This is a genomic window from Pseudomonas sp. SWRI18, from assembly GCF_014268345.1.
Taxonomy (GTDB): domain Bacteria; phylum Pseudomonadota; class Gammaproteobacteria; order Pseudomonadales; family Pseudomonadaceae; genus Aquipseudomonas; species Aquipseudomonas cedrina.
The window spans coordinates 60,479-86,252 of record NZ_JACCQQ010000005.1 but is presented as its reverse complement, the minus strand read 5'-3'; the positions used below and the strand labels follow the sequence as shown (position 1 = coordinate 86,252).

General features: G+C 61.4%; 20 protein-coding genes. 8 read left to right on the top strand and 12 right to left on the bottom strand.

The features are described 5' to 3' along the window. Positions 1-166 precede the first annotated feature (166 nt). From H0Z09_RS07990 to xylB, 5 genes are read left to right on the top strand one after another with little or no spacing between them, the layout of a single operon-like run. Positions 167-1,699 (top strand): sugar ABC transporter ATP-binding protein, encoded by a 1,533-nt coding sequence (locus tag H0Z09_RS07990; RefSeq protein WP_186689419.1) that lies wholly within the window; start codon positions 167-169, stop codon positions 1,697-1,699. Then, positions 1,692-2,669, top strand: coding sequence for a ribose ABC transporter permease (locus H0Z09_RS07985; RefSeq protein ID WP_076954829.1), 978 nt, complete (start codon positions 1,692-1,694; stop codon positions 2,667-2,669). Before H0Z09_RS07990 ends, H0Z09_RS07985 begins: the two co-directional genes overlap by 8 nt. Positions 2,670-2,705: 36 nt before the next feature. Next, a complete protein-coding gene (locus H0Z09_RS07980; protein ID WP_076954828.1) occupies positions 2,706-3,638 on the top strand; it encodes an ABC transporter substrate-binding protein in 933 nt (310 codons plus the stop codon). A gap of 20 nt (positions 3,639-3,658) precedes the next feature. After that, on the top strand, positions 3,659-4,651 hold the full coding sequence (locus H0Z09_RS07975; RefSeq protein ID WP_186689417.1) for a substrate-binding domain-containing protein: 993 nt from the start codon (positions 3,659-3,661) through the stop codon (positions 4,649-4,651). 17 nt (positions 4,652-4,668) lie between these two features. Beyond that, a complete protein-coding gene (gene xylB / locus H0Z09_RS07970; protein ID WP_186689415.1) occupies positions 4,669-6,129 on the top strand; it encodes a xylulokinase in 1,461 nt (486 codons plus the stop codon). A gap of 247 nt (positions 6,130-6,376) precedes the next feature. On the opposite strand, the gene H0Z09_RS07965 is transcribed toward xylB, so the two are convergent. Next, positions 6,377-6,835, bottom strand: a complete 459-nt coding sequence (locus H0Z09_RS07965) for a transposase (RefSeq protein WP_186689412.1) — start codon at positions 6,833-6,835, stop codon at positions 6,377-6,379. A gap of 342 nt (positions 6,836-7,177) precedes the next feature. Beyond that, a complete protein-coding gene (locus tag H0Z09_RS07960) occupies positions 7,178-7,618 on the bottom strand; it encodes an Lrp/AsnC family transcriptional regulator (protein ID WP_186689410.1) in 441 nt (146 codons plus the stop codon). Positions 7,619-7,727: 109 nt separating this feature from the next. On the opposite strand from H0Z09_RS07960, the gene H0Z09_RS07955 reads away from it, so the two are divergent. Next, positions 7,728-8,633 carry a DMT family transporter gene (locus H0Z09_RS07955; protein ID WP_186689408.1) on the top strand — a complete coding sequence of 302 codons (906 nt, stop codon included), beginning with the start codon at positions 7,728-7,730 and terminating at the stop codon, positions 8,631-8,633. Here the strand turns inward: H0Z09_RS07955 and H0Z09_RS07950 are convergent. Together H0Z09_RS07950 and H0Z09_RS07945 are read right to left on the bottom strand one after the other, a co-directional pair. After that, positions 8,611-10,590, bottom strand: a complete 1,980-nt coding sequence (locus tag H0Z09_RS07950; protein WP_186689406.1) for a U32 family peptidase — start codon at positions 10,588-10,590, stop codon at positions 8,611-8,613. The genes H0Z09_RS07955 and H0Z09_RS07950 overlap by 23 nt on opposite strands. A 70-nt stretch (positions 10,591-10,660) precedes the next feature. Next, positions 10,661-11,041 carry a RidA family protein gene (locus H0Z09_RS07945; protein ID WP_186689404.1) on the bottom strand — a complete coding sequence of 127 codons (381 nt, stop codon included), beginning with the start codon at positions 11,039-11,041 and terminating at the stop codon, positions 10,661-10,663. Positions 11,042-11,218: 177 nt separating this feature from the next. On the opposite strand from H0Z09_RS07945, the gene H0Z09_RS07940 reads away from it, so the two are divergent. Further along, the gene (locus H0Z09_RS07940) at positions 11,219-12,574 is read left to right on the top strand and encodes a PAS domain-containing methyl-accepting chemotaxis protein (RefSeq protein ID WP_186689402.1); all 1,356 of its coding nucleotides are present in this window, start codon (positions 11,219-11,221) and stop codon (positions 12,572-12,574) included. A 58-nt stretch (positions 12,575-12,632) separates the two neighbouring features. Here H0Z09_RS07940 and idi read toward each other — a convergent pair whose 3' ends face one another. The 5 genes from idi to H0Z09_RS07915 all read right to left on the bottom strand — a co-directional run bounded on the left by idi (position 12,633) and on the right by H0Z09_RS07915 (position 18,011). Next, complete coding sequence (gene idi, locus H0Z09_RS07935) at positions 12,633-13,160, bottom strand: isopentenyl-diphosphate Delta-isomerase (RefSeq protein WP_346656787.1); 528 nt, start codon at positions 13,158-13,160, stop codon at positions 12,633-12,635. A gap of 4 nt (positions 13,161-13,164) precedes the next feature. Next, complete coding sequence (locus H0Z09_RS07930; RefSeq protein WP_186689398.1) at positions 13,165-14,010, bottom strand: class I SAM-dependent methyltransferase; 846 nt, start codon at positions 14,008-14,010, stop codon at positions 13,165-13,167. Continuing rightward, entirely contained in the window at positions 14,007-16,223 is a 2,217-nt protein-coding gene (locus H0Z09_RS07925) for a cytochrome P450 (RefSeq protein ID WP_186689397.1), read from the bottom strand. Before H0Z09_RS07925 ends, H0Z09_RS07930 begins: the two co-directional genes overlap by 4 nt. Before the next feature lie 219 nt (positions 16,224-16,442). After that, a complete protein-coding gene (locus tag H0Z09_RS07920) occupies positions 16,443-17,312 on the bottom strand; it encodes an oxaloacetate decarboxylase (RefSeq protein WP_186689391.1) in 870 nt (289 codons plus the stop codon). A gap of 438 nt (positions 17,313-17,750) precedes the next feature. Continuing rightward, a complete protein-coding gene (locus H0Z09_RS07915; protein ID WP_186689389.1) occupies positions 17,751-18,011 on the bottom strand; it encodes a metallothionein in 261 nt (86 codons plus the stop codon). 197 nt (positions 18,012-18,208) lie between these two features. On the opposite strand from H0Z09_RS07915, the gene H0Z09_RS07910 reads away from it, so the two are divergent. Beyond that, positions 18,209-18,439, top strand: coding sequence for a hypothetical protein (locus H0Z09_RS07910; protein ID WP_186689387.1), 231 nt, complete (start codon positions 18,209-18,211; stop codon positions 18,437-18,439). Positions 18,440-18,460: 21 nt separating this feature from the next. On the opposite strand, the gene H0Z09_RS07905 is transcribed toward H0Z09_RS07910, so the two are convergent. The 3 genes from H0Z09_RS07905 to H0Z09_RS07895 form a co-directional block, all read right to left on the bottom strand. Next, complete coding sequence (locus H0Z09_RS07905; protein ID WP_186689386.1) at positions 18,461-18,688, bottom strand: hypothetical protein; 228 nt, start codon at positions 18,686-18,688, stop codon at positions 18,461-18,463. A gap of 132 nt (positions 18,689-18,820) precedes the next feature. Then, entirely contained in the window at positions 18,821-24,277 is a 5,457-nt protein-coding gene (locus H0Z09_RS07900) for a WGR domain-containing protein (RefSeq protein WP_186689385.1), read from the bottom strand. Continuing rightward, positions 24,265-25,467, bottom strand: coding sequence for a M48 family metalloprotease (locus H0Z09_RS07895; protein WP_186689384.1), 1,203 nt, complete (start codon positions 25,465-25,467; stop codon positions 24,265-24,267). Before H0Z09_RS07895 ends, H0Z09_RS07900 begins: the two co-directional genes overlap by 13 nt. Positions 25,468-25,774 lie beyond the last annotated feature (307 nt).

Genomic DNA, 25,774 nt, shown 5'->3' with positions numbered 1-25,774 from the left:
GCAGACAAACGGTCAATTCGATGCTTTCTGTGTTTAATCAATAAAGTAGATTGGTGAAACGTTTCTTCTAAGGGAAAAACCTCAAGGCAAGCGCTTGCGTAAGCAAATGTATCTGAATTAGAGTCGGCCCACTGACGACAAAAATAATAATTCCAGGAGCTCATGCATGAGCCTTGAACCCTTGCTTGAAATGCAGGGCATCAGCAAAACGTTCAACGGTTTGCGCGTGCTCAAGAATGTCGGCCTGAAGGTCTACCCCGGCGAAATCCACGCCTTGATGGGGGAGAACGGCGCCGGCAAATCTACCCTGATGAAAATCCTCTCCGGCGCCTACCAAGCCGACCCCGGCGGTGAAATCCGCATTGCCGGTGAACCTGTCGCCACCTTCGACCCCGCCACCGCCAAAGCCCTCGGCATCGCCGTGATCTATCAGGAACTGAGCCTGTGCCCCAACCTGAGCGTGGCCGAGAACATTTACCTGGGCCGTGAACTGCGGCGTGGCTGGACCATCGACCGCAAGGGCATGGAAGCGGGGTGCATCGAAGTGCTGCAACGCCTTGGCGCGCAGTTCACCCCGGCGACGCGGGTCAGCAGCCTGTCGATTGCCGAGCGCCAACTGGTGGAAATTGCCCGCGCCTTGCATGCCCACGCCAAGGTCCTGGTGATGGACGAGCCGACCACGCCGTTGTCATCCCGCGAGACCGACCGCTTGTTCGCGCTGATCAAACAGCTGCGCGGCCAAGGGTTGGCAATCATCTATATCAGCCACCGCATGGCCGAGATCTACGAGCTGGCGGACCGTGTCTCGGTGCTGCGTGACGGCCAGTACATCGGCGAACTGACCCGCGAAGCGCTGTCGGCCGAGGTGCTGGTCAAGATGATGGTGGGCCGCGACCTGTCGGGGTTCTACAAGAAAGAACACGCTGCGTACAACCCCGGCAACGTGGTGATGCGAGTGCGCGACATGGCCGATGGCAAGCGCGTGCGCAACTGCAGTTTCGACCTGCACGCCGGCGAAGTGCTGGGCATTGCCGGCCTGGTCGGAGCAGGGCGCACCGAACTGGCACGGCTGATCTTCGCCGCCGACCCGCGCACCTCGGGCACCCTGGAGGTGGTCGGCAAGACCGTCACCCAACTGCGCACCCCGGCGGACGCAATTCACGCCGGCGTGGTTTACCTCACCGAAGACCGCAAGGCCCAGGGCCTGTTCCTGGACATGAGCGTGGCGGACAACATCAATGTCTGCGCCTGTGTGCCCGATGCCCATGCCGGCGGCGTGCTGGATCGGGCGCATGCCGCACAGCGCGCCACGGATGCGATCAAGTCACTGTCGATCCGCGTGGCGTCGGGCAAGGTCAATGTCGGCGCACTGTCCGGTGGCAACCAGCAGAAGGTGCTGTTGGCACGGCTGCTGGAGGTCAAGCCCCATGTGCTGATCCTCGACGAGCCCACGCGCGGCGTGGACATCGGGTCCAAGTCCGAGATCTACCGCATCATCAATCAATTGGCCCAGGCCGGTGTCGGCATTGTGGTGATCTCCAGCGAGTTGCCGGAAATCATCGGCACCTGCGACCGCGTGTTGATCATGCGCGAAGGCCAGCTAGTCGCAGAAGTCGGCGGGGCCTCAGGCCACGCTATTTCCCAGGAACGCATTATTGACCTCGCCACCGGTGGCGATCAGGTGGTTGCCCATGGCTGAGTTGAATGTAGCGACAATCGGTAAAGCAGAACGCGCACGCGAATTGATGCGCACAGTCGGCATGTTGCCGGTGCTGATCCTGCTGCTGGTGGGCTTTGCCCTGGCCAGCGAGAACTTCCTGACGATGCAGAACCTGTCGATCATCACCCAGCAGGCCTCGGTGAACGTGGTGCTGGCGGCGGGGATGACCTTTGTGATCCTCACGGCGGGCATCGACCTGTCGGTGGGGGCGATCCTTGCCGCGTCGGCGGTGGTGGCGTTGCAGGCCTCGATGTCGCCGCAGTTCGGCATGTTCGGGATTGCCGCGGGGATCGGCTTCGGCTTGCTGTTGGGACTGGTCAACGGAGGGTTGATTGCCTTCATGCGCTTGCCGCCGTTTATCGTCACCCTGGGTGCGCTGACGGCCATGCGCGGCCTGGCACGCCTGTTGGCGGACGACAAAACCGTATTCAACCCTGAGTTGCCGTTTGCGTTTATCGGCAATGACTCGATCCTTGGCGTGCCGTGGCTGGTAGTGATTGCGGTGGCGGTGGTTGCGCTGTCGTGGTTCATCCTGCGCCGCACGGTCATGGGTGTGCAGATCTATTCGGTGGGCGGCAACCCGGAAGCGGCGCGGCTGTCGGGGATCAAGGTGTGGAAAGTGCTGCTGTTTGTCTACGCCATGTCTGGCGCGTTGGCCGGGCTGGGCGCGGTGATGAGCGCTTCGCGCCTGTTCGCCGCCAACGGCCTGCAACTGGGCCAGTCCTATGAACTGGATGCGATTGCCGCCGTCATCCTTGGCGGCACCAGCTTTACCGGCGGTGTTGGCACCATCGGCGGCACGCTGATCGGTGCGCTGATCATCGCGGTGCTGACCAACGGCCTGGTGCTGCTGGGGGTATCGGACATCTGGCAGTACATCATCAAGGGCATCGTGATCATTGGCGCGGTGGCACTGGATCGTTATCGCCAGTCCGGTGCGCGGACCTGATTTCACTCCTACAACAATCACAAGAGAGAGAACCGCATGAACGTCAAACGCATTTTCCCCGTTATGGCCCTGGCTGCCTTGATGTCCCAGGCCGTCGAAGCGCGCGAGCTCAAGGCCCTCGGTATCAGCATGGGCTCGCTGGGCAACCCGTATTTCGTGACCCTGGCCGACGGCGCCACGGCGCGGGCCAAGGAATTGAACCCCAACGTCAAGGTCACCTCGGTATCGGCCGACTATGACTTGAGCAAGCAGTTCTCGCAGATCGACAACTTCATCTCGTCCAAGGTCGACCTGATTTTGATCAACGCCGTCGACCCGTCCGCCATGGCTTCTGCGATCAAGAAAGCCCGTGACGCCGGCATCGTGGTGGTTGCCGTGGATGTGGACGCCAAGGGGGTGAACGCCACGGTGCAGACCGACAACGTCGAAGCCGGCAAGCTGGCCTGCCAGTACCTGGTGGACAAGCTGGCGGGCAAGGGCAACGTGATCATCCAGAACGGCCCGCAGGTCACCGCCGTGACCGATCGCGTCAAGGGCTGCAAGGCGGCATTGGCCGCTGCGCCGGACATCAAGGTGCTGTCCGATGACCAGGACGCCAAGGGCTCCCGTGAAGGCGGCTTGAATGCCATGCAGGGTTACCTCACGCGCTTCCCGAAAATCGACGGCCTGTTCGCGATCAACGACCCGCAAGCCATCGGCAGTGACCTGGCGGCCAAGCAGCTCAAGCGCAGCGGCATCATCATCACCTCGGTGGACGGCGCGCCGGACATCGAAAATGCGCTGAAAACCGACACGCAGATCCAGGCGTCCGCCAGCCAGGACCCGTGGGCCATGGCGCAGACCGCCGTGAATGTGGGCAATGACCTTCTCAACGACAAGGCCCCGGCCGAAGCGGTGACCCTGCTCACGCCGAAACTGATCACCCGTGACAACGTCGGTACGTACAGCGGCTGGTCGAGTAAACGTTGATTGGTTGAGAGGACAGCGCCGTGGTCACCATGGACGACGTGGCAAGCAGGGCGGGGGTATCGACATCGACGGTGTCCCATGTGCTGAACGGCACCCGCAAGGTCAGCCCGGCGACGGTGCAGGCGGTGCAGCAGGCGATCCAGGCGCTGGGCTACATCCCCAATACCCTGGCGCGCTCGCTGGCGCGGTCGAGCACCAGCACGATTGGCGTGGCGATCTCGGCGCTGTCCAACCATTATTTCAGCGAAACCGTGCACGCAATAGAGACCGAGTGCGCCAGGCACGGCTACATGATGCTGTTTGTCGACACCCATGACGACCCGGAGCAGGAGCTGCGGGTGGTCACGGCACTGCATCATCGGCGGGTCGACGGGATTGTGCTGGCGCCGTCGAATGGCTCAAAGGCGCTGGAGTACCTGCGGGCCAACGAGATTCCAGCGGTGCTGGTGGACCGCATGATGAGCGCGGCGTTTGACCAGGTCGGGGTGGAAAACATACAGCCCACCCAGGCGCTTATTGAACACTTGATCGCTCATGGTCACCGTCGGATCGGCTTTATCGCCGGGCGCGAGGGGTTCAGTACCACCGATGAGCGGGTGATGGGATATCGCGCCGCGTTGCAGGCGGCGGGGTTGGCGTTTGATCCACACCTGCTGGTCAATGGCGGTTCCAACACTGAGCCGGCGCGGGAGGCCACGCTGCGGTTGCTGGGTTTGGCTGCGCCGCCCACCGCAATCATGGCCGGCAACAACCTGATGACCCTCGGCGCCATGCACGCCTTGCGTGACGCTCACATCGCCGTGCCGGAGCAGATGGCCCTGGTCGGGTTTGACGATTTTGACTGGGCGGATTTTTTCGAGCCGCGCCTGACCCTGATCGCTCAACCGGTCCAGGCCCTCGGCGCGCGTGCCGTCGGCCTGCTGTTGCAACGCATGGCTTGTCCCGGCGCGCCCCCCCAGAGCGTACGCCTGGCACCTGCCCTGCAATTGCGTCATTCCTGTGGCTGTATTTGATTTTTGGAAAAGTGCGTATGAACACTCCTGTTTCCCTCGGCATCGACCTCGGCACCTCGGAACTCAAGGCCATCCTCATGGACCTCGATGGCACGGTGCTGGCTCACGCCGGCGTGCGCTTGAGTGTATCGCGGCGCCACAGCGGCTGGTCGGAGCAGGCGCCGGAAGACTGGTGGCAGGCATGTCTGCAGGCGCTGGCGCAATTGCGCGGGCATGCTGCGTTTGCCCGGGTCGCTTGTATCGGGTTGTCCGGCCAGATGCACGGTGCGGTGCTGCTGGGCGCCGACAACCGCGTGTTGTACCCGGCGATCCTGTGGGACGACTCGCGCGCTGTCGCCGAGGCAGAGCAACTGGGCGCCGAATTTTCCGAGGTGACCGGCAGCCTGCCCATGGCGGGGCTGACGGCGCCGAAACTGCTGTGGCTGCAGCACCATGAACCCGAGGTGTTCAAGGCGATTGAGTGTGTGCTGTCGCCCAAGGATTATCTGCGCCTGCGCCTGACGGGCGAACGCATCAGCGACATGTCCGATGCCGCGGGTACGTTGTGGCTGGATGTGGCAAGCCGTGAATGGTTCAGCCCGATGCTGCGTGCCACCGGCCTTGCGCCGGAGCAGATGCCCAGGTTGGTTGAAGGCGGGACCGCGAGTGCTTGTCTGACCGCATCCGGCCTGGGGCTGTCGACGGATGTGGTGATCGCGGGCGGCGGTGGCGATAATCCGGTGGCTGCCGTAGGGATCGGGGCGATCAATGCCGGCGATGGGTTCATAACGCTGGGCACCAGCGCGGCCATCGTCGCGATCACCGATCATGCCGCCGGCAATCCCGCCAGTGCCGTGCACAGCTTTTGCCACGCGTTGCCCAACCGCTGGTACACCATGGGCGCCATGCTGGCCGGCGCCAGTTGCCTGCGCTGGGTCATGCGGCTGACCGGCCAGCCGGACGAGCAGACGTTGCTGGATCAGGTGCAAGCGCAGCTGCCTATCGAACAGGCGGTGCCGTTGACCACGCCTTTATTCCTGCCGTATCTGGCTGGCGAGCGTACGCCGCATAACGACCCGCTGTTGCGCGGTGGTTTCATGGGGCTGGGCCATGACTGCACCCCAGCCATGCTCGGCTATGCGGTGATGGAAGGCGTGGGCTTTGGCCTGCTCGACGCTTTGCGAGCCGTGCAATCTGCCGGTGCCGACATAGCAGCGTGCGCCCTGGTGGGCGGCGGAGCTCGCAGTGAATACTGGGCGCAGTTGCTGGCCAATATCCTGCAGCGGGAGATCTTTACGCTGCAAGGCAGTGAGTTGAGCGCGTGCATTGGCGCGGCGAAGCTGGGGTTCCTGGCGATCGGGCAGGGGGATGTGTTGTTGCGGTCGGGCTTGCCTGTGAAGACGCGGTATTTGCCCGATGCCAGGCAGCAAGCGGTGCTGCAAGCGCGCTACCGAAAATTCCAGGGCTTACTCACGGCAGCCAAGGCGCTGCACGATTGACGATGGCAACAAGGTGCTGCTTGTCGTGACGAGTGAGCTTCTTGTGGCAAGAGTGCCTGTTGTGGCGAGCGGGCTTGTCCCGCGTTGGGGCGCGAAGCGGCCCCAGGGAGATCACCGCGTTTATCCAGGTACATCACGGGGGCTGGTTTTGGGGCTGCTTCGCAGCCCAACGCGGGGCAAGCCCGCTCGCCACAACAGGCCCGCTCGCCACAGGAAGCCCGTTCGCCACAGCAATCCTCCGCCCAAGTCATAACCAGGCGGCATCCCACAATGGATAATCGCCAATGTGCTCAACCAAGCCGGCACGCAATGGGTTGGCGACGATGTAACGGGCCATTTTCAAAAGATCTTCATCCGCGCGCACGCCCCGGTCGTGATAGCCACGCTGCCAAAATTTTTCCCGGCTGCAGCGGGCTCGATTAATGCTCAAGGTACTGCGTGACTTGGTCTGTCGCATTACACCGGCAAGCGTCGTGCTATTGAGGGCTAATAGCCAATGAAAGTGGTCTGGCATGACTACCCACGCAAGGGAGGTCACTAACCCGGCGTCATGGGCTCGCTTGAACTCAGCGACCAATAACCGCCCCAACTGAAAATCCCTGAACAAGGGCTGGCGTTGATGCACCACGGCGGTGACCAGATAAGCGCGGCCGCATTCTGAGTAACGACCGCGACGTAACAGATGAGAGTTTGGCTGGCGAGGCAATCCGTTGCTCCTGTAAGTGAATAGGAGCTTTCACGCTAGCAGCGGTGGCGCCTCAGCCGCGTTGAGTTCAGTGTCATTGTGTTACCTCACTTACGCAGTTAATCCTGCGGCGAGCCGAGCTGTCGTGGTGAGGGGGGTTGTTGTGGCGAGCGGGCTTGTTGTGGCGAGCGGGCTTGCCCCGCGTTGGGGCGCGAAGCGGCCCTAGCCAGATCACCGCGTTTATCCAGATACACCACGGGAGCAGGTTTTGGGGCTGCTTCGCAGCCCAACGCGGGGCAAGCCCGCTCGCCACAGCAAGCCCGCTCGCCACAACAAGCCCGTCCGCCACAGGGAGCCCCGAACTCACTCCGCCAACGGCGGCAAACGTCGCTTCACCGGGGTTTTCTTGACGATGGCGGTGTTGGTCTCGGCGTACGCGTTGATGCGGTCCAGCAGGCTGTCGAGGTGATCCATGGTGCGCACATGCAGGCGCGCGATGAAGCAATCCTCGCCGGTGACTTTGTCGCATTCGGTGAATTCGGGGATCGCCTGGATCTGGCGTTCAACCTCCTGCAGTTTGCCGGGCAGGGGGCGTATGCGCACGATGGCTTGCAGCAGGTAGCCGAAATGCCTGGGGTCGATGTCGACCGTGTAGTGGGTCAGCACGCCGCGCTCTTCAAGACGCCGCAGTCGTTCGCCTACGCTGGGCGAGGACAGCCCGGTGATACCCGCCAGTGCCTTGAGCGACAGGCGCGAGTCGTCCATCAAGGCGGCAATCAGTTGCTGGTCAATGGTGTCGATCATGTTTTCAACCTAATAAGTAAAGGTGATTTCCGGATTTTGCCTTTTTTAGTCGCTGGAGCTGCTACCCAGCAGATTGCCATACTTGAGCCTCACTTGAGGAGCCTCAAACATGGATACATCCATCCGTCGCGGTTCGTGGGAAATGGTCGCCGCCATGCTGATTTCGGGCACTATCGGCTGGTTTGTGCTGGTGTCCGGCGTGTCGGTGATCGAGGTGGTGTTCTGGCGCTGCGTCATCGGCGCGCTGACCTTGCTGCTGGTATGCGCCTGGCTGGGTTATCTGCGCCTGGAACTGCTCAGTTGGGCCAGGCTCGGCCTGGCCATGCTCAGTGGCGTGGCGATTGTCGGCAATTGGCTACTGCTGTTCGAATCCTATTCCCATGCGTCGATCGCTATCAGCACAGCGGTGTACAACGTGCAGCCGTTCATGTTGGTGATGCTGGCGGCCGTGTTTCTCAATGAAAAAATCACCCTGCAGAAACTCGCGTGGCTGAGCGTGGCGTTTCTCGGCATGTTGGCGATCGTCAGCGCCCATGGCGAACAGCAGACGGGGGGCGGGAATTATCTGGCGGGTATCGCGCTGGCGTTGGGGGCGGCGTTTTTGTACGCGGTGGCGGCGTTGATCATCAAGCGCTTGAAGGCGGTGCCGCCGCATTTGATGGCGTTGATCCAGGTAATCACCGGTGCGTTGCTACTGGCGCCGCTGGTGCCCTGGAACAGCCTGCCGGCGTCCGCCGATGCCTGGGCGGCCTTGGCGACCCTTGGCGTGGTGCATACCGGATTGATGTATGTGTTGTTGTACGGGGCGATCCAGAAACTGCCGACGGCGATCACCGGCGCATTGTCGTTTATCTATCCGATTGCGGCGATTCTGGTGGATTGGATCGCGTTCGGGCATCGGCTGGGCTGGCTGCAATGGCTGGGCGTGGCGGCGATCCTGCTGGCGGCAGCGGGGTTGCAGCGGGGCTGGAAATGGCCCCGCTCCCACAGGGTCAGTGCGTGCCCTGAAAGATGATATTTTCCGGGTTGAAATGCTCCACGGCACTGCCCGGCTGCGGCAACCCAAGGATATGCCCCTTGATCTTGCCTACCACGTGCATCTCGCACGGCTTGCAGTCGAACTTCAGGGTCAGCACTTCATCGCCATGGATCAACTGCATTGGCGCGACCTTGGTTTTCACGCCCGTGACACCCTTGGCCTGTTTAGGGCACAGGTTGAACGAGAAGCGCAGGCAGTGCTTGGTGATCATCACCGGCACTTCGCCGGTTTCTTCGTGGGCTTCGAAGGCCGCGTCGATCAGCTTGACACCGTGACGGTGGTAGAAGTCGCGGGCCTTCTGGTTGTAGACGTTGGCCAGGAACGACAAATGCGCTTCCGGGTACACCGGCGGTGGCGAGGTTTCGGCTTTGCGGCCACCGCGCGGGTGAGCGGCCACACGGGCGGCGGTCAGCGCTTCGATCACTTCGCGGCGCAATGCCTTGAGCTGCGAATTGGGGATGAAGAACGCCTGCGGCGCATCCAGCGCGATGTCTGTCGCGTGGTATTCGGTGGTGCCCAATTGGCCGAGCAGGTCGCGCAGGGTATCCAGCGCCTGTTCCGGCTTGTTGGCCACGCCAAACGGGCCGGGCAGGGTAGCGCTGGCGCAAACGCCTTCTTCGCTGGTGGCGGTGACTTCAAGCCGGTCTTCACGCAAGCGCGCCACCCAGGCCAGGCCGATGCGCCGTTCGGCGGAAGTCTTCTGCAAGGCCTGTTGCCAGTTGTGGTCCAGGTTGCGGTTCAGCGGATGGTTCGGGCGCACTTGCTGCAGGCCGGCCGGCATTTCGTTGGGCTCGACGCGGTAGCGGTAGCGCTTCTGGCCGTCTTCGTCGAACTCACCCTTGGGCTCGGCAATGTTGGCGCGAAACCCCACCACTTCACGCTTGACCAGCACATTCAGGCCGTCGCCGTTGGACAGCGGCTCATGGGTGACCACCTGCAGGTCACGCTTGCCGACTTTTTCCACCACACCCACCGGCAGGCCGGTAAAGGTCGGGGTGTCAAAGGCGCCGATGTCGATCTTGCGGTCGCTGACGAAATAGTCGGTGCTGCCACGGTGGAAGGTTTTTTCCGGATCGGGCAGGAAGAAGTGCGCGGTGCGGCCACTGGAGGCGCGGGCCAGGTCCGGGCGGTCCTCAAGGATCTCGTCGAGGCGCTGGCGGTAGTAGGCGGTGATGTTCTTCACGTAGCCCATGTCTTTATAGCGGCCTTCGATCTTGAACGAACGCACGCCGGCTTCGACCAGGGCGCGCAGGTTGGCGCTCTGGTTGTTGTCTTTCATCGACAGCAGGTGCTTCTCAAAGGCCACGACGCGGCCCTGGTCGTCTTTCAAGGTGTAGGGCAGGCGGCAGGCCTGGGAGCAGTCGCCACGGTTGGCGCTGCGGCCATTTTGCGCGTGGGAGATGTTGCACTGGCCCGAGAACGCCACGCACAGGGCGCCGTGGATGAAGAACTCGATGGCGGCGTCGGTCTCATCGGCGATGGCGCGGATCTCTTGCAGGTTCAGCTCACGGGCCAATACCAGCTGCGAGAAGCCGGCCTGGTCGAGAAACCTGGCGCGGCCAAGGGTGCGAATGTCGGTCTGGGTGCTGGCGTGCAGCTCGATGGGCGGAATATCCAGCTCCATCACGCCCAGGTCCTGCACGATCAACGCGTCGACGCCTGCGTCGTAGAGCTGATGGATCAGCTTGCGCGCGGGTTCCAGTTCGTTGTCATGCAAGATGGTATTGATCGTGGTGAAGACGCGCGCGTGATAGCGACGGGCGAATTCCACCAGGGAGGCGATCTCGCTCACTTCGTTGCAGGCATTGTGGCGCGCGCCGAAGCTCGGGCCGCCGATGTAGATGGCGTCGGCGCCATGCAAGATAGCCTCGCGTGCAATGGCGACATCGCGGGCAGGGCTGAGCAATTCCAGGTGATGCTTGGGCAGGGACATAGTTTTTTTAGTCAGGCTTGTCACGGTTGAGGCGCGCATTGTAGCCGTGAAATGCCTGACCGGCATCAACTCAGGCCTTGGCCGCCATCGCGGTCACTTCCACGCGCATGCCTTCCACTGCCAGCGCTACCACGCCAACCGCCGCGCGCACGGGCCAGGGCTTGGCGAAAAAGCGCTTGTAGACCTCGTTGAAGGCGGCGCGATCAGCCATGTCCGTCAGATAAATGGTCAGGTGCATCACCCGGTCCATGGCGCTGCCGGCCTTTTCCAGGGCGACTTTCAGCGCTTGCAGGGTGCATTCGCTCTGCAGGGTGATGTCGCCCAGCTCCAGGCTGCCGTCGGCGCGGGTCGGGATCTGGGTAGATACCAGGATGCCGTTGAAGCCGATCACATCGGAGGAAATCGAGTCGGCATCGGGGTCCGGGGTGTAGTGCAGGTCGTGGTTGGCCATGGGCGCCTCGCGTTGACGGAAAAAAGAAGGCGCCCATGGTCCCCGAAAACAGTCGCAGGGGCAAACCGCCCTGGTTTTTTGACGCCAGAAAATAATCATTTTAGTTGCGTAAAGTCCCGTATTCCGGCGCCGATAGCCTGATTAGAGAAAGGTTATTCGCACGGCTGAGGGTACGTCATGTTCAACAAAACACTAAAAATAGAACTGGCGGCCAGGACGGCCGAAGTCTCCGATTACAAGGGATTGATCGCTGCACTGGAACGCTCCATGGCCGTGGTCGAATTCGACCTCAATGGCAAGGTCCTGCGCGCCAATGACAATTTTCTCAAGACCCTGGGCTATAGCGCCGTGCAACTGGCCGGCAAATCCCACCGTGATTTCTGCCCGCCGGCGCTGACCGGCAGCCCGGCCTACAGTCAGTTCTGGAGTGATTTGAAAGCCGGAAAATTCGTCTCCGGCACCTTCAAGCGCGTGGACGCCAGCGGCAGGACCCTCTGGTTGGAGGCCAGTTACAACCCGGTGCTGGATGAGCGTGGCCAGGTGCTGAAAGTGGTCAAGTACGCCCTGGACGTTACCGCCAAGGTGGAACAGGAGGCCGCGACCCGCAGCAAACTCACGGCGTTGGACCGCGCGATGGCTGCTATCGAATTCGATCTGACTGGCCAGGTGCTGGATGCCAATGAGAACTTCCTGAACGTAATGGGCTATACGCTGGCGGAGATCAAAGGCAAGCACCATCGTCTGTTTTGCGAACCGACCCTGGTCAACAGCCATGAATACACGGATTTCTGGCGGCGCTTGAACAACGGTGAATTCTTCACCGGGCAATTCAAGCGCATCGGCAAGCATGGCCGGGTGGTCTGGCTGGAAGCCAGCTACAACCCGGTCTTCGACGGCGAAGGCAAGCTAATCAAGGTCGTCAAGTTCGCCAGCGACATCACCGAACGCGTGGAGAAGTTCGAGGAAGACTCGCGCGGCGCTTCAAGGGCGTACCATATTTCCTCGGAAACCGAGCGTTTCGCCGAACACGGTACCCAGGTAATCCAGGAAACCGCGAGCGAGATGCGCCGCATCGCCGACAACATCGGCGCCTCGGCACGCTTGGTGGGGCAGCTGGGCGATCGTTCCGAGCAGATCACCGCCATCGTCAATACCATTCGTGGCATCGCCGACCAGACCAACCTGTTGGCACTCAACGCGGCCATCGAGGCAGCGCGCGCGGGTGATCAAGGGCGCGGTTTCGCGGTGGTGGCCGATGAAGTCCGGCAACTGGCCGGGCGCACCAGCCGCTCCACGGCGGAAATTGCCGAGATGATCGGCATGATCCTGTCGGAAACCCGCGACGCGGTGACCAGCATGAACGCCACCCAGGAAGGCGCGCAACGCGGTGTGAACCTGGCTGATCAGGCGGGTTCGGTGATTCTGCAGATTCGCACCAGCACCAGTGATGCGGTGGAGGCCGTGAGCATGTTTGCATCCAAGCTGGACGAGTCCGAAGTTATTCCCAAAACGGCGGTCGGCTGGGTGGGCTGAAGCGATAGCGCTGGCCGACGCCGTTGTCGGTCGGCTTCATCGGCACCGTTTTATAAGGCTACGCCCGCGGGGTGGGCGTATCGAACGACGGGTGTTCGGATAAAAGCCTGCGCCATTCCATTCGAAACCAGGGTGTGAATGGCGCCTGCGGATCCGAAAGGCGCGCCGATATTTGTGCACGGGTCATCCACTGGGTCTCACTGACTTCCTCGGCAACCGGTAAAACCGGTGCGTCGGATTGAGCCACCAATACATGGCAAAGCTCATGTTCCGCTCCAATGTCACCAAAGTGCGCATGGTATTCAAAGCTGTACAGAAAGCGGCAGGAGGCAACGATGCCCAGTTCTTCGCGCAGACGCCTGGACGCGGCATCCGTAATGCGCTCGCCAGGCGCCGGGTGGCTGCAGCAAGCATTCGACCAGAAACCTGGCCAAAGCATTTTACCCGCAGCACGACGTTGCAGCAGATGCCGCCCGGCGCTGTCGATCAGATGCACGGAAAATGCACGATGGCGCTGTCCCGACCCCAGGTGCGCGACGCGTTTGTCACACACACCGATGGGTACATCCTGCGCGTCAACCAGCACGACATCATGGTTCATTGTGTAATGCCCTCGGTGCTGCGTCGTTCCTGTCAAGTGCGGGCACTTGCCCCCAGGCGCTGACCAAGGTCAAAGCCGCTTCGGTGAACCCTGGATCGGCCCGCAGGTTGGCCATCGCATCAAGGTCTTGCTGGGTGAGCAACTGGAGTTTCAGCAGCGCGGGCACCGCCTGTGCGGTGGTTGTGGCCCAGAAGGTATCGGCTGCGCTGCCATCGCCGATCCGGCCTTCGAGGGTGCGATGCGCACAGTTCGAGAGCCCGCGCTCACGGAGCTGGCGGGGAAGGGTATCGGCCCAGCGCATGTCGGAACCAATGGACTGCTCCAACAGAGTGACACCCGCCTGGGCCACTTTGCGCAACAACGGGTTCTCCGTGCTCAAGCTCGGTTGCAGGCTCACGTCTTCAATCACCAGCCAGCCGCCTGGACGAAGCCAGGTGATGGCTCGCGTCAATATGTCTTCGCGCTCGGCGAGATGGCACAGCAGCGCCCGGGCGTGCACGACGTCAAACGAGGCCGCTGGAAAATCGTCGGTGACGACATTGTGGGCGACCACGTGGATGCCAGGTAAATCCATGAGCAAGCGCGTATCGATGTCGGTGGCTGTGACACTTGCGTCGGGATATCGCCGGGCCAGCCAGGCGGCGAGCGATCCGGCACCTGCGCCCAGGTCCAGAATGGCAGGCCTGGCCGGAAGAACCAGTTGCTCGAATACCGATTGGCTCAGCGGATCAAAGGCCGATTCCAGGGTGCGCAGCCGTGCCAACTGACCCGCATGCTGGTCACCGAGATAGCTGCTGGTGTAGCCAGGTTCCTCGGCGAGGAAAGGGGTGGTCATAGTGCAACCTCCAGTCGATCGGGGCCGCGGTTGAGAAACCCGCATTCCGTGGGCTCAAAGCCTGGCGCCCAGCGTATGTTGGGAAAGGCCTGCAGCAGCATACGAGCGCCAATCGTGATTTCCATCCGTGCCAGCAGGGAGCCCAGGCAGAAGTGCCGGCCCGCGCCAAAAGCGAAATGGTTTGCTTCCTGGTGGGCACGAGACAGGTTGAAGGTGTCCGGTTCGCTGAATTGGTCCGGATCACGGTTGGCCGAGCCGATCAGGCACGCCAGGGTCGCGCCGGCGGGGATCGTTCCTGACGGCAGCTCCAGCGTTTCACGGGCCTCCCGCAGGACCAGTTGCAGGGGCGGGTTGCGTCGCAGGGTTTCGCAAAGCGCGTTGTCCATCAGCTCGGGATTGGCCATCACCGCCTCCTTGACGCCGGGCTCGCTCAACAGGTTGACCAGCAGATTGGCCAGTGCGCCATGGCTGGTCTCGCTGCCTGCCGTCATCAGGATCGCGCAGTACGCGCGCACCAATGTCTCGGGTAAGGGCTCGCCGTCAATGCGTGCCGCCAGAAGCTGCGAGATCAAGTCGTCGGTGGGCTGCGCACGGCGAGCATCGATGTGGGGCTGGATGAAGTCGTAGAAGCTGTCCCGGTTGGATAAACCGCCGCTCAACAGGGCCGGATCCTGCCGGTAGTTGCCCATGTAAGCGAAGCCGATGGCGCACCAGCGCTTCAACTGCGCCACCTGCTCGCTGGTTTCGGCCGGCAGGCCCAGCACGCGTGCCATCACCCGCACCGGCAAGGCTGCGGTGAAATCGGCAATCAGCTCGACCTGGGAACGGCCGTGCATCGGCGTCAGCAGGTCAGTGGTCACCGAAATGATCGAGTCTTGGAGCAGGGCGAGTGCCTTGCTGCGGAACGCCGGGCTGAGCAATGCCCGGTGCCGGGCGTGTTCGCAGCCGTCCATGGCGACAATCGTGTGCCCCAGCAGCGGGCCAATCTGCCAGGCGTAGTTGTTGCTGCTTGCGCCAGGGTGGGTGAGCGCAGCCTTGACGTCCACATGCCGGCTGACCAGCCACACATCGGTGGGCTCGTCGTAGACGATCGGCAGCGTGGTGCGCAAACGCTCATACAAGGGGTAGGGATCGATTTCGAACTGCCGGGATTTGAGCGTCGGCGGGGTGAGTTGCAGGTCCACCCGCCGGCTGGCCTGCGTCGTTGTGCCGGCGGCATGCAGGTGATAGCGGGAAACGCTTCGGTGCCAGTCGCCGGCCGCGCGTACCACCTGGCTCAGGCGCTCCGGGTCGGTTGCGGCGCATGACCGTTGATTGACCCGTCGAGCGGCTACTGCAGTGAACTGCTCGACGGCCTTGTTCACCTGCTGATGCGCGGAGTTGATCGCGGCAGGCCAATCGAAGCCAGTCGCAGCCGCGAGTATCGACACCAGATTGAAGCGCTCGCCACACACCACGTCTTTGGCAACTGAATGGAGATCGTTGGTCCAGGCGATGATATCGGCGCTGTGTTCACGTAGTCGGTCCCACCCCTCGGCGCACTCCGGATGCAGATAAGGGTCCAGTGTTTCGGCCCCGTCGATCAGATCGAAGAAGAACAATGCGCCAAACGAATCCCGGCGCAACGGCAGATATTCGGCCAACGTGAGCGTCCCGTCGGTTTCACGCACCTGCACCAACGTTGCCTGCGCTTGCAGATGCCGGCCCAGATGCCGCACGAGCCGATGCCGCCAACGCTCGCCGCCCCAGCAACGGGTGCGCGGCCACAGATCATCGGCCAAGGCAACGAGCATCGGGTCGTCAAATCGGTGGCTTGGCGCGCCATCGGCCTCGGTGACGGCCTGCACGGCAGCGTTGAAACGTTCCAATGCGCCGTTTTCCGCCCATGGCCCGTCGTCGATGCGGTCATCCAGGATAAGCGCCCACAGGTACCAGCACACCAGCACCTCTGCGCGATCCGTGGGCGCTGCGCCGCACAGCGCTATGCCCAGATCGAGCAGAGGCGTGGTGCCCAGTCGATGTGCGCCGCGGCGGCCAATCAAGCCGTATTGCTGCGCCCAGGCGAGCGCATGGGTGCGCAGGTGATCCGTGTCGGAACGTAGCGGCGGGGCTGAGAACGGCAGTTGGACGTCGGGAATAATCAGCGGGGTTGACGGTAGATGATAGCGGTCATCGCGGCCGCCGGGATCGCCTTCGAGGGGTTCGGGTGGCATGAAGCGCTCCTGTTTCTTGACGCATCTGGTTAGAAGTGTCCAGCCAGCGTGACCTTACGCGATGAGGCACAGCCTGCGATGTGGGAATAATTTGAGATAGCGACAGGAAAAAGCCGCCGAGCGGCGCGGCGAACGCGGAGGAGGGTAGAGGTTGAGCGATGGGTACGTCTTAACACAGGCCGGCGCGGAGCCGGCCCGGTTTCTTTGTGAGGCAGGGGGTTACTCTTTTACATCCATGAACTCTTCAGCCCACGCCACGTAGCTTTCCGGCAAGGTGTACGTGTGCGTCAGCTCGGTGGCACTGAGGTTTGAGGTGCTATGGGTCAGCTGGCGCTGGGCGCGCAGGCTGTCATAGGTCGCCTTGATCGCGGCAAAGTAAGCCGCGTGGCCCGCAACCACCACACGCACGCCCAGGCTGGCCAGGCGTTGCGCGTCATGCAGCTTTGGATTGCCGTAGGTCACCAGCATCAGCGGCACCGTCAGGTTCTCGGTAATTTTTTCCAGATGCTCGAAATCGGCCACGCCGACCATGCAGATCCCGTCGGCGCCGGCTTTCTGATAGGCCAGGGTGCGCTCAATGACTGCTTCGGTCGGCAACACACCGGCGTTGGTGCGGGCGATGATCGACAGTTGCGGATCAACCCGCGCTTCCAGCGCCGCGCGGACCTTGCCGATGCCTTCTTCAATCGAGATAAGGTCGGTGGACTTACGCCCGAACTGAGCAGGCAGCAATGTGTCTTCAATGGTCAACGCGGCCACGCCGGCGCGCTCGAGCTCTTCGACGGTACGCATCACGTTCAGCGCATTACCGTAGCCATGGTCGGCATCGGCAATGAACGGCAACTGGGCCACGCGCCCGATTCGGGTGGCCTGTTCAACGAACTCACTCAGGGTGATCAGCGCAAAATCCGGCGCCGCCAGGACCTGCAACGAGGCCACGGAACCACCGAGGATACCGACCTCGAAACCCAGGTCGGCGGCGATACGCGCGGACATCGGGTCGAAAACGGAGGCGGTTTCTACGCAAATTGGGGTGGCAAGCAATTCACGGAATTGGCGGCGCAGGGCTGAGTGAGAAATCTTTGGCATGTTCTTTCCTGGTTCTGGTCATCGTCACATGACGATCAATGTCTATTCATGGTGGTGCGAGATTACCATGCAGACGAACGCGAGATGATGACGTTTCAGCACCAGCAAACGCTGACGTATGAATCTTCAGCCTACGCATAACCGTAGTGAGCGGGCTTGCCCCGCGCTGGGTCAAGCAAGCGCTAATGCCAGTCAGCCAAGCGCAGAACCCTGTGGGAGCTGGCTTGCCTGCGATAGCCATAGGTATCTTTATAACTCTTAAAAGCTTGCGAGTTCCCTTGTGGCGAGCGGGCTTGCCCCGCGTTGGGCTGCGAAGCAGCCCCAAACCAGCCTCTACGGAGTATCTGATCCACCGCATTCTGTTTACTGGGGCTGCTTCGCAGCCCAACGCGGGGCAAGCCCGCTCGCCACAATAGCCCAATTTAGTGTAATGCCAGGTCAAGGCGAAATCGGATCGCTCGCCGGGAAGGTTTCTTCCACGGCCTCATCGAGTTTCGAATCGCTGATGCTGCGTTCCTCCAGCGCAATACCGCGTTCGCAATGGCAGGTATCCGACGGGCACGGTTGCCCGGCCGGGTGCAGGTCGGCACATGCCTGGCTGCAATAGGCTTTGCCGTCGCGCTGATAGCGCGTGTCCTCGGCGACATGGCAACTGCAGTCAGGGCACGCGCAAGGCAAATTCGTGGTGGCGTGGTTCATGAATCCTCCGCAAATCAGTGATGTAAGGGTCGACACACCTGTTTTTGAACCCTGAAAAATCCGCAAGGTTGTAAAAAAACACGGTTCGGGTGATGAGCGGTGCAGTTGGCCACCGACCGGCAGAAAAAACGAACCGTCCACGGCCCAGGGCGTCCATGGAGGTAACAGCGTCAATCCACGAACGAGGAGGTTTACCGATGAATAGCTACCCATTGGACGACAACGATTCCGGCCAGCGCAATCGCCAGATCGGCAACGCCATCGGCTTGGCCGCCGACGAGGTCGAGTTGTGGGTCACCTCGGTCGAGGAAGATGGCAGCGGCATGGGCTACGTGGTGCATTTTTCCGCAGGCACGCCCAGCGACGTCCTCGCCAAGGTCGAGGGGCTGGGCGCTGACCGTACGATCAATATTGGCCCGATCGACTGAGACGGCCAGCGCTAGACCCATTTATGGCTGCTTGTAGTGGCCGGGAACGTCATGGCCTTCGTCCACGGGTTTGGTGCGCTTTTGCACCTGAACGTCGCTCAACGGCGCATCCTTGAGTTCAGGGAAGCGCTGCTTGAGCAGAGTCTGCGCCAACTGCGGATCAAGGTCATGCGCATCGTGCTCGAGCGTTCGGCTTTGTGGTTGGTTATCGAGGATGAAGCTGACGAGGTAGTGCGGCTTTTCAAACATGGATGTTTCCTCAAGGCAAGTGACCGACGGGGGTATCTGTTTGAGCGGCGGAGCGCAGGAGGATTCAGAAAAAGTGGCTGCAGCGCGTTCAAATTGAACGCGCTTGTCTCATTCATGCTGGACCGACCCAGCTCACTGCGGGGCGATTGAACCCGCCTGCTCTTGATACCCTTTGCGCAGTTTCTCTGCGATCAGCTTTTGCGCTTCACGCAAGGCGCGTTCGGGACTGTCGAGGGACTTGATCAGGGTCTGGCCCTTGGTGCCGATACGACCGAAATTCACCACCACCTCAGCCTCGGTGATGCCGATACGCCAGAACTTGTTGGAATTGCCTTCACCAAAGGTGAACTCGCGCATCAAGGGTGTCGCTTCAGGGGGGACTGGCGGCTGGGCTTGGATCTCGATGGCTTCCTCTGGCTGTTCCGGTTCTGGAAGTGCAGCGGCGTCCTCGCCCCTTAGCAACGCTTCGATGCGATTGAGCACCTCTTCCTGGTCGCGCAGCCAGTCATTACTGAGCACGTCGATGATATTCCAACCGAAGCTGCGCAGTACCGTCGGACGGAAGATGTAGCGCTCACGTACATCAGCGGCGGCCGCCATATCACCATCCAGCAGTACGCCGACGCTGAAGTGTTCACCACTGGCGTCACTGATCGCGAGGTCGCAGCGCAACTGCGAACGTCCGACATATTCCTCAACCGAATGCCCACGTTTGCGCAACGCGGCAGCGAGCGCGCCGCGCAGGTGGTCCTTGGGCAGGCTGACGGCAAAGGACTGCTTGGCACCTGGATTGAGGTTGGCGAGGATACCCTGGGAACGTGGCGCATCCCCGCTGGCACTGGCCTGGGCGAACTGCAGGAACGCACGCAGTGCGGCGGCACCGTCGTTGTGGGTGTTGGTGATAGCCTCTGCCTCAATGCTGGAGACAATCGCCATACGCTTGCGCGCGCGGCTGAAGATCACATTCAGGCGTTTTTCCCCACCGCGCTGGTTGATCGGGCCGAAGTTCATCAGCATCTTGCCGTTCGGTCCTGGCGCGTAGCAAATGCTCAGGATGATCACATCACGCTCATCCCCCTGGACATTCTCCAGGTTCTTGACGAACAGGCCATTGAACTGCCCGGCATCTTCGCGCACGTATTCCCGTTCAAGCCGTGTGGCAAAGGCCGAGTCGCCGCTGGCCAAGTCTTCCAGGGCTTGCTCGATGGCGCCTTGCTGGGCCTCGGAAAAGGCGACGATCCCCAGGCTCAGTCCAGTCTCACGTTGCAGCAGCTCCCGCACCAGGCTAGCGATATACCGCGCTTCGGCCAGGTTGCTGCGGCTGAGGTAGACACCGTCGCTCATCTTCAAGAAGCTGATCGGGCTGTCGAGCAGCGTGTCGGCGCCGCGGATGACTGCCTGGGCGTCTGTGGAGTCCAGTGCGGTCTGGGCCGGGGCAGGGCGCTCGATACGACGGTCGGGAATGGTGATCAACCGCCCTTCGTAGAACGCCGCGTTGGAAAAACTGATCAAGGCTTCGTGGCGACTGCGGTAGTGCCAGGCCAGGAGGGTTGCCGGCAAGTTTCGCGCGGCTTGGCTCAGCAGGCTGTCGGCATCAAGGTTGATTGCGATCTGTTCGCCATCCTCCATGGCAATCAGTTCGTTATCGTCCTGGTCGCCGGCGCTGGAGAAGAAGTTGGTCGGTGGCAATTGCATCTCATCACCGACCACAATTACCTGCTGCGCACGGCTTAGTGCAGGCACGGCTTCTTCGCTGGGGATCTGACTGGCTTCGTCGAAAATCACCACGTCAAACAGGTCCGGCGTCAAAGGCAGGGTGTCGGACACCGACAGCGGGCTCATCAACCAGATGGGCTTGAGGTCGTTGATCACGCGGCCACTGTCGCCACTCGCCATTTCGCGAATGGAGCGATAGCGCATGGTCTTGCCCAGCTCATGTTCCAATTCACGGCGGCCTTTGGCGTAGGCTTTCTTGAACTCACGGGCCTGGGCGTCGAGTTGCGTCACCGACATCGCCGATTGCTTCACATGCTCCAGAAAACGCTGGTGCAACGTGGCGCTCAGCACCTGGGCATTGCTTTTGAGCAGGTTGCATTCAGCCTGGCTGACCTGGCGCGCGGCCAGACTCAAGGCCGGGCCGTCGAAGCGCGCCAGTTGCGGATTGGCGCGGTACAAGCGGGTCAGGTTTTCCTGGGCAATCAAACCGTCCAGTGCGCGTTGCGCCAAGGCGTACTGTTGCACGACCGCCAGGCAGACAGGCTCGGCTTGGTGCAGCTCATTGAGCAGGGGCAGGGTGTCGGGCAATTCGTCGAGTTCTTCACGCAGGTCGCGCAGGTACTCGGCCAACTCGCCCAGGCTCAGCGCCGGGTCGAACACACAATGTCGAGCGACCAGTTCGGCCAGGCGGGCTACCGGCTGGCGCAAGCTGGCCTCCTGGCTTAGACCGGGCAGGGCGTCCGGATTGCCTCGCAGGCCCTCAACCCATTGGCGCAACAGCGGTGATGCGCTCAGTTGCTGGAGCAAGGCTTGCAGGTTGTGCACGAACAGGTCGATATCCGGAATGCCATAACGGCCTTGCAAGCGTTGCTGCTCGGCGTGCACTTGGGCAGTAGCGCGATGCTCGTCGGCCAGGTTGTCCAGCACGCTGCGCAAAGTTGGTCGAATCGCGTGCTGACTGAAGTCGTAGCGCCGGAGCAATTCACCGCGCAGCCGCCACCAGGCGGGTTGCAGCCAACGCAGCAGCGAGCCTTCCAGCCGCTGTACCAGATCGATGGCAGCCTGGGTGTCCTGGGGCGCGAGTTTTTCACGCCAGTGGTGGTTGGATTCACGGGCGTTGTGTTGCTGTACGGCCAGTGCTTGCAACGCCGCCTGCTCGGCGTGCAACGCTTGGGCGCCTGATGAGCCCGGTTCCAGTAGGTCGAGGTGCGCTGCGAGGTTGGCGCTGGTCAATTGTTCGGCGGCCTGGGTCAGCACGCACGCGTCCGCCAGGCGAGTGTCCGCGGACAACAGGCTCGACGATGACTCCAGGCATTGCTCGACGCTGTCGATCAGCCCACCGGCTTCATCCAGGAACGCCTTGAGTTGGCCGTACGCATGTTCGTGGGTAATCAGGCTTGAGGCCAAATGGCTGAAAGGGTGACGTGCGAAGCTGTCGAGGCCGAAACGTTCTTTAATCGCTTGATAGACGCGACCGGTCAGCTCGCTTTGTGCTTGCCAGTGACGCCATTCGGGCAAACGTTCCAATGCTTCGGGAGGCAGCGTGGCAGCAACGGGCGGCAGTTCGATCAAGTGACGTACCAGCTCGCGTACCGAGCATGCCAAGGACTCCGGCATTCCACGCATTGCCTGTTCAAAACGCTCTATCAAGCCCAGCTGCTGGCTCAGGCCAGCCAGCAAGGTGTCGCGCCTGGCTTGCAACTGCGACGACTGCGCATCGCCGGCGATCCAGCGCTCATAGCACTCGCGCAGGTTGCCCACGAAGGCCTTCTTGTCGGTCTGGGAATCGTGGATCAGGCAGCACAAATCACCCAGTTCACTTTGCTGCAGGCGATGGAACACCACGTCCAGCGCCGCACGTTTTTCACAGACAAACAGCACTCGCAGGCCGCGACCGGCGTAGTCCGCGATCAGGTTAGTGATGGTCTGGGATTTGCCGGTGCCTGGGGGGCCCTGAATGATGAAGTTACGCCCGGTACGGGCCAGGCTGACGGCCGCATTCTGCGTGGCGTCGCCCGCCACCACGTTCCACTGTTCGGGCAACGGGATCGGGTCGGGGGCCCGGACCTCGACGTCCCGAGGCTCGATGGAGAACATCCGGTCAAACGCTTCGTTCTGCGCCGGTTCGTCGATCAACTGTGCATAGTCACGCACCAGCGACATCTTGCGATAATTGAAGTTGGCCAGGGTCACCTGGGTGAGGTCTATGTCCCAGGCGTAGCGATGCCCCTGGTTCTCGGGCAGGGCGAAGGTGCTGTTTTCGGCACTGCTGGCAACCATCTGCGGGTGTTGGTTGCGCGGAACGGGTTTGGCGCCTACGGCCAGGCGTAGCGGCAACTCGCTGGGCAGCACCTTCTGCTGGAACAACTGCAGGCCCAGGGGACGGAAATCTTCGCGATCGTAGCTGAAATCCGGCTTCGTCAAAGGCGTCGACATGCGCTGGCGGGCACGACGGCGCTGGAAGTGGTGCAGGTGCTGCACGGCTTTTTGGTGGATCAGTTCGATTTGCGGTTTGCTTTGCAGGCGTAACTCGACGCCGGGTTCGGTCAGTTTGATCTGGCGCGCAATATCAGCGTGGATGTCTTCCAGCGAAGTCTTTTGCAGGTCGACGGTTTCCGGCAACTGGATGTCGTAGAGCTGACGCAATTGATGACGCAGTACCGGGTTGAATTCGGCCTCGGTTTCGTCGCACTGCAACACGAACTGGTCACGTACGCCTTTTTTGCGACTCAATTCCACCGGCAACCACAGCAGCGGGGTGACGATGCGTTCTTCCGGCGTGTCCTTGAGGTTGTGCCAGCGCATGAACGCCACCACCAAGCGAAGGTTACTGAAGCCGAATTCGGCGCGGTCGCGGCGGGTTTCCTGGATGATGCGCTCCAGGGACGCCTGCAGCCAGGCCTGGTCTTCGAACCGTAGCCATTGCTGCAGGCCGACAGGTTTACCGCTGAGCACTTGTTCGGAGAATCCGCCGAAGTTGGGCTGCCAGGTGCACAGCGCTTCGGGCCGGATACTTTCAATGCGCATCACCAACGGAACGCTGGCCACGGTCAAGTTGACGTTGGCCTGGGTCGGCCGGAAATACAGCAGGCGATTGCGACGCGAAAGGTCAAACAACCGGTTGCGCAGATGTTCCAGCACCACGGTGCGCCGCGAAGCCGGGCCTTCGGCCTGGGCCAACACACGCTCGACATCCAGGCTGGCCGGCTGTTCGCGCCAGGACTCCAGGCGGCGTGCCAGCGAGCCCACATCAGTGGCGCGCTCATGGCGGTTGAGCTCAGTCATCTCGACGATAAGGTTGGCCAGCACCGGGTTGAGTCGGCCATTGAGCTGGAACAGATTGCGACGATGCCGGGCAAATGTCTTGAGGTCATTGATATCGGCGAAATCCAGCCCGCACGCCAGGCACGCCAATAATTGGCCGAGCTGGAATATGTCGGTGATCTCATCGTGGTGCCCGAGGCGATGCTCCCAACTGTGCAGGTCAGGGAGGAAGACCGGGTGGTCGATGGTTTGATGCAGATCTTCCTGGACTTGCAGGTCAGTAATGGCCACGCCGCTTTCCGAATCCCGAGTCAGGCGGACTTTGCCGACTACGTTGAGCGCCGATTCCGCATTGGGCTGCACCTGCTTGATCGCGTCCATCGCCAGTCGCGCAGGTATACCCTCGGGATTGCGCAATTGCAGCGTGCGCTCCGGCCCCTGTATCACATCGAAATAACTGAGCTGGGCGACACGCCCCAGTTCATGCAGTTGCGCCACTTGGCGTAGCAGCGGTAGCGCCAGGAACAACACATCGTCGATGGGTACTGCAGCGCCATCGTGGCTATTGAGTAACTCAGTGAATGTGACGGGTTGGATTACTGGGTCCATGTGTCGACCTCCGCTTTGAGCGCACGAACGATCGGGTCGAGCTCACGTTTTGGTAGTTTGATATCGCGCTTGAGCACGTTGACAAAGTCATCGGCGCTGCCGAGTTTCTTGGCGGTGCGCGCGGCGTGCAGCAGGGCTTCATCCCGCAGGTCGCGGTCCACCAGGCCCAGGTCAAGCATGATGAAGTGCAGGTATTCATGGATGCTTGTGTCGATACGCTGGGCATTCAGCGTCGCCAGGTCAAGTGGCGTTTCGTTGTCTTTCCAGTCCGGAAAGAAACCGCGCACCTGGTTGAGCACAACCTCCGATTGCAACACGGTCGTGTCGATGAAATGGGCAATAAAACTGCGGGTGAGGGCGGTCAACTCGACCTGATCGGTCACGTCCAGACGATTGAGCGACAACGGCCCACGCAAGCGGCGATCCAGCCAGTTGTCCGTATCCGGGAGTTGCTGCCACCAGCTGTCTATCGCTTGGGAGCGTAGAAACGTCTCCGGATGGGAAATGCCCTGGGATAACGGTGCATCCTTGCCGTCCAGCTCACGGGCCTGCTTCAAGTAGCTGGCGGCATCAACGCTGATAATCCCGGTGTGAATCTTGACCAGAGACGTAATCGACGCTTCTGGACCATTGGCAACCAGGGCGGCACCGCGGTCGGCATAGATTTCAGTGTGCAGGCTATAGAGACGTGCGGTCTGTTCCAGGCTGGCCGGCGTATTCACATCGGCCATGGCATGATTAAGAATCCGCTCGGCGGTGAGAAAGTCGCCATTGTGCTCCGACCATAAGCGGTAATGGGCCAACTCATGCCCGAGCAAGGCCAGCAACTCCTGAGCATCCAGGCGCTCAAGAATCGGTCCGTAAAACACCACATGCACTTCACCGGCCAGGTAATACAGGCTCGCATTCATCGCACCGTCGCCAGCCTGGTAAAGGGTTGCGGGTGCGTTGATCTGCAAGCACTGCAGCGCTGTTTCACAGGCTTGATAGGCCTGCGGATGGGCCTCGGGGCTCAGGCGATAAGTGTCACGCAGCAATTGCGCGCGCACATCTTGAGCATGCTCCTGTTGAACGCCCAAGGACGAGGCCCATTCCCACACGACAGGTTCATGGGCTTTGAGGTAATCGACCACACGCTGGTGGTAAGGCAGTGGCGTCAGGCTGCAGATGTCCAGCGCGGTGGTACTCATTGTGTTCAAACGTCCTTGAGAGGATACGGCTCCATATACTGCGGTTGTGCAGCAGAGACCTGGGTCGGCATCCCGGTATCAATGATTGGTAACAAACGCGGAGCATACCTATGGGCAGGGGAAAATACTTGTGAAAGAAAGTGGACATCGGAAGTGGGATTGCCGAATCAGGGCTTTGGGCTGCGCATGAGCCTATTCAGCGTAATACATAATTTAACATAATATACATTATGCGAACTTACATATGCAGAGCTGGGCTGCTCTGTAGGCTGCTTTTCACCCGCTGATAACCTCCTCACAAACAGTC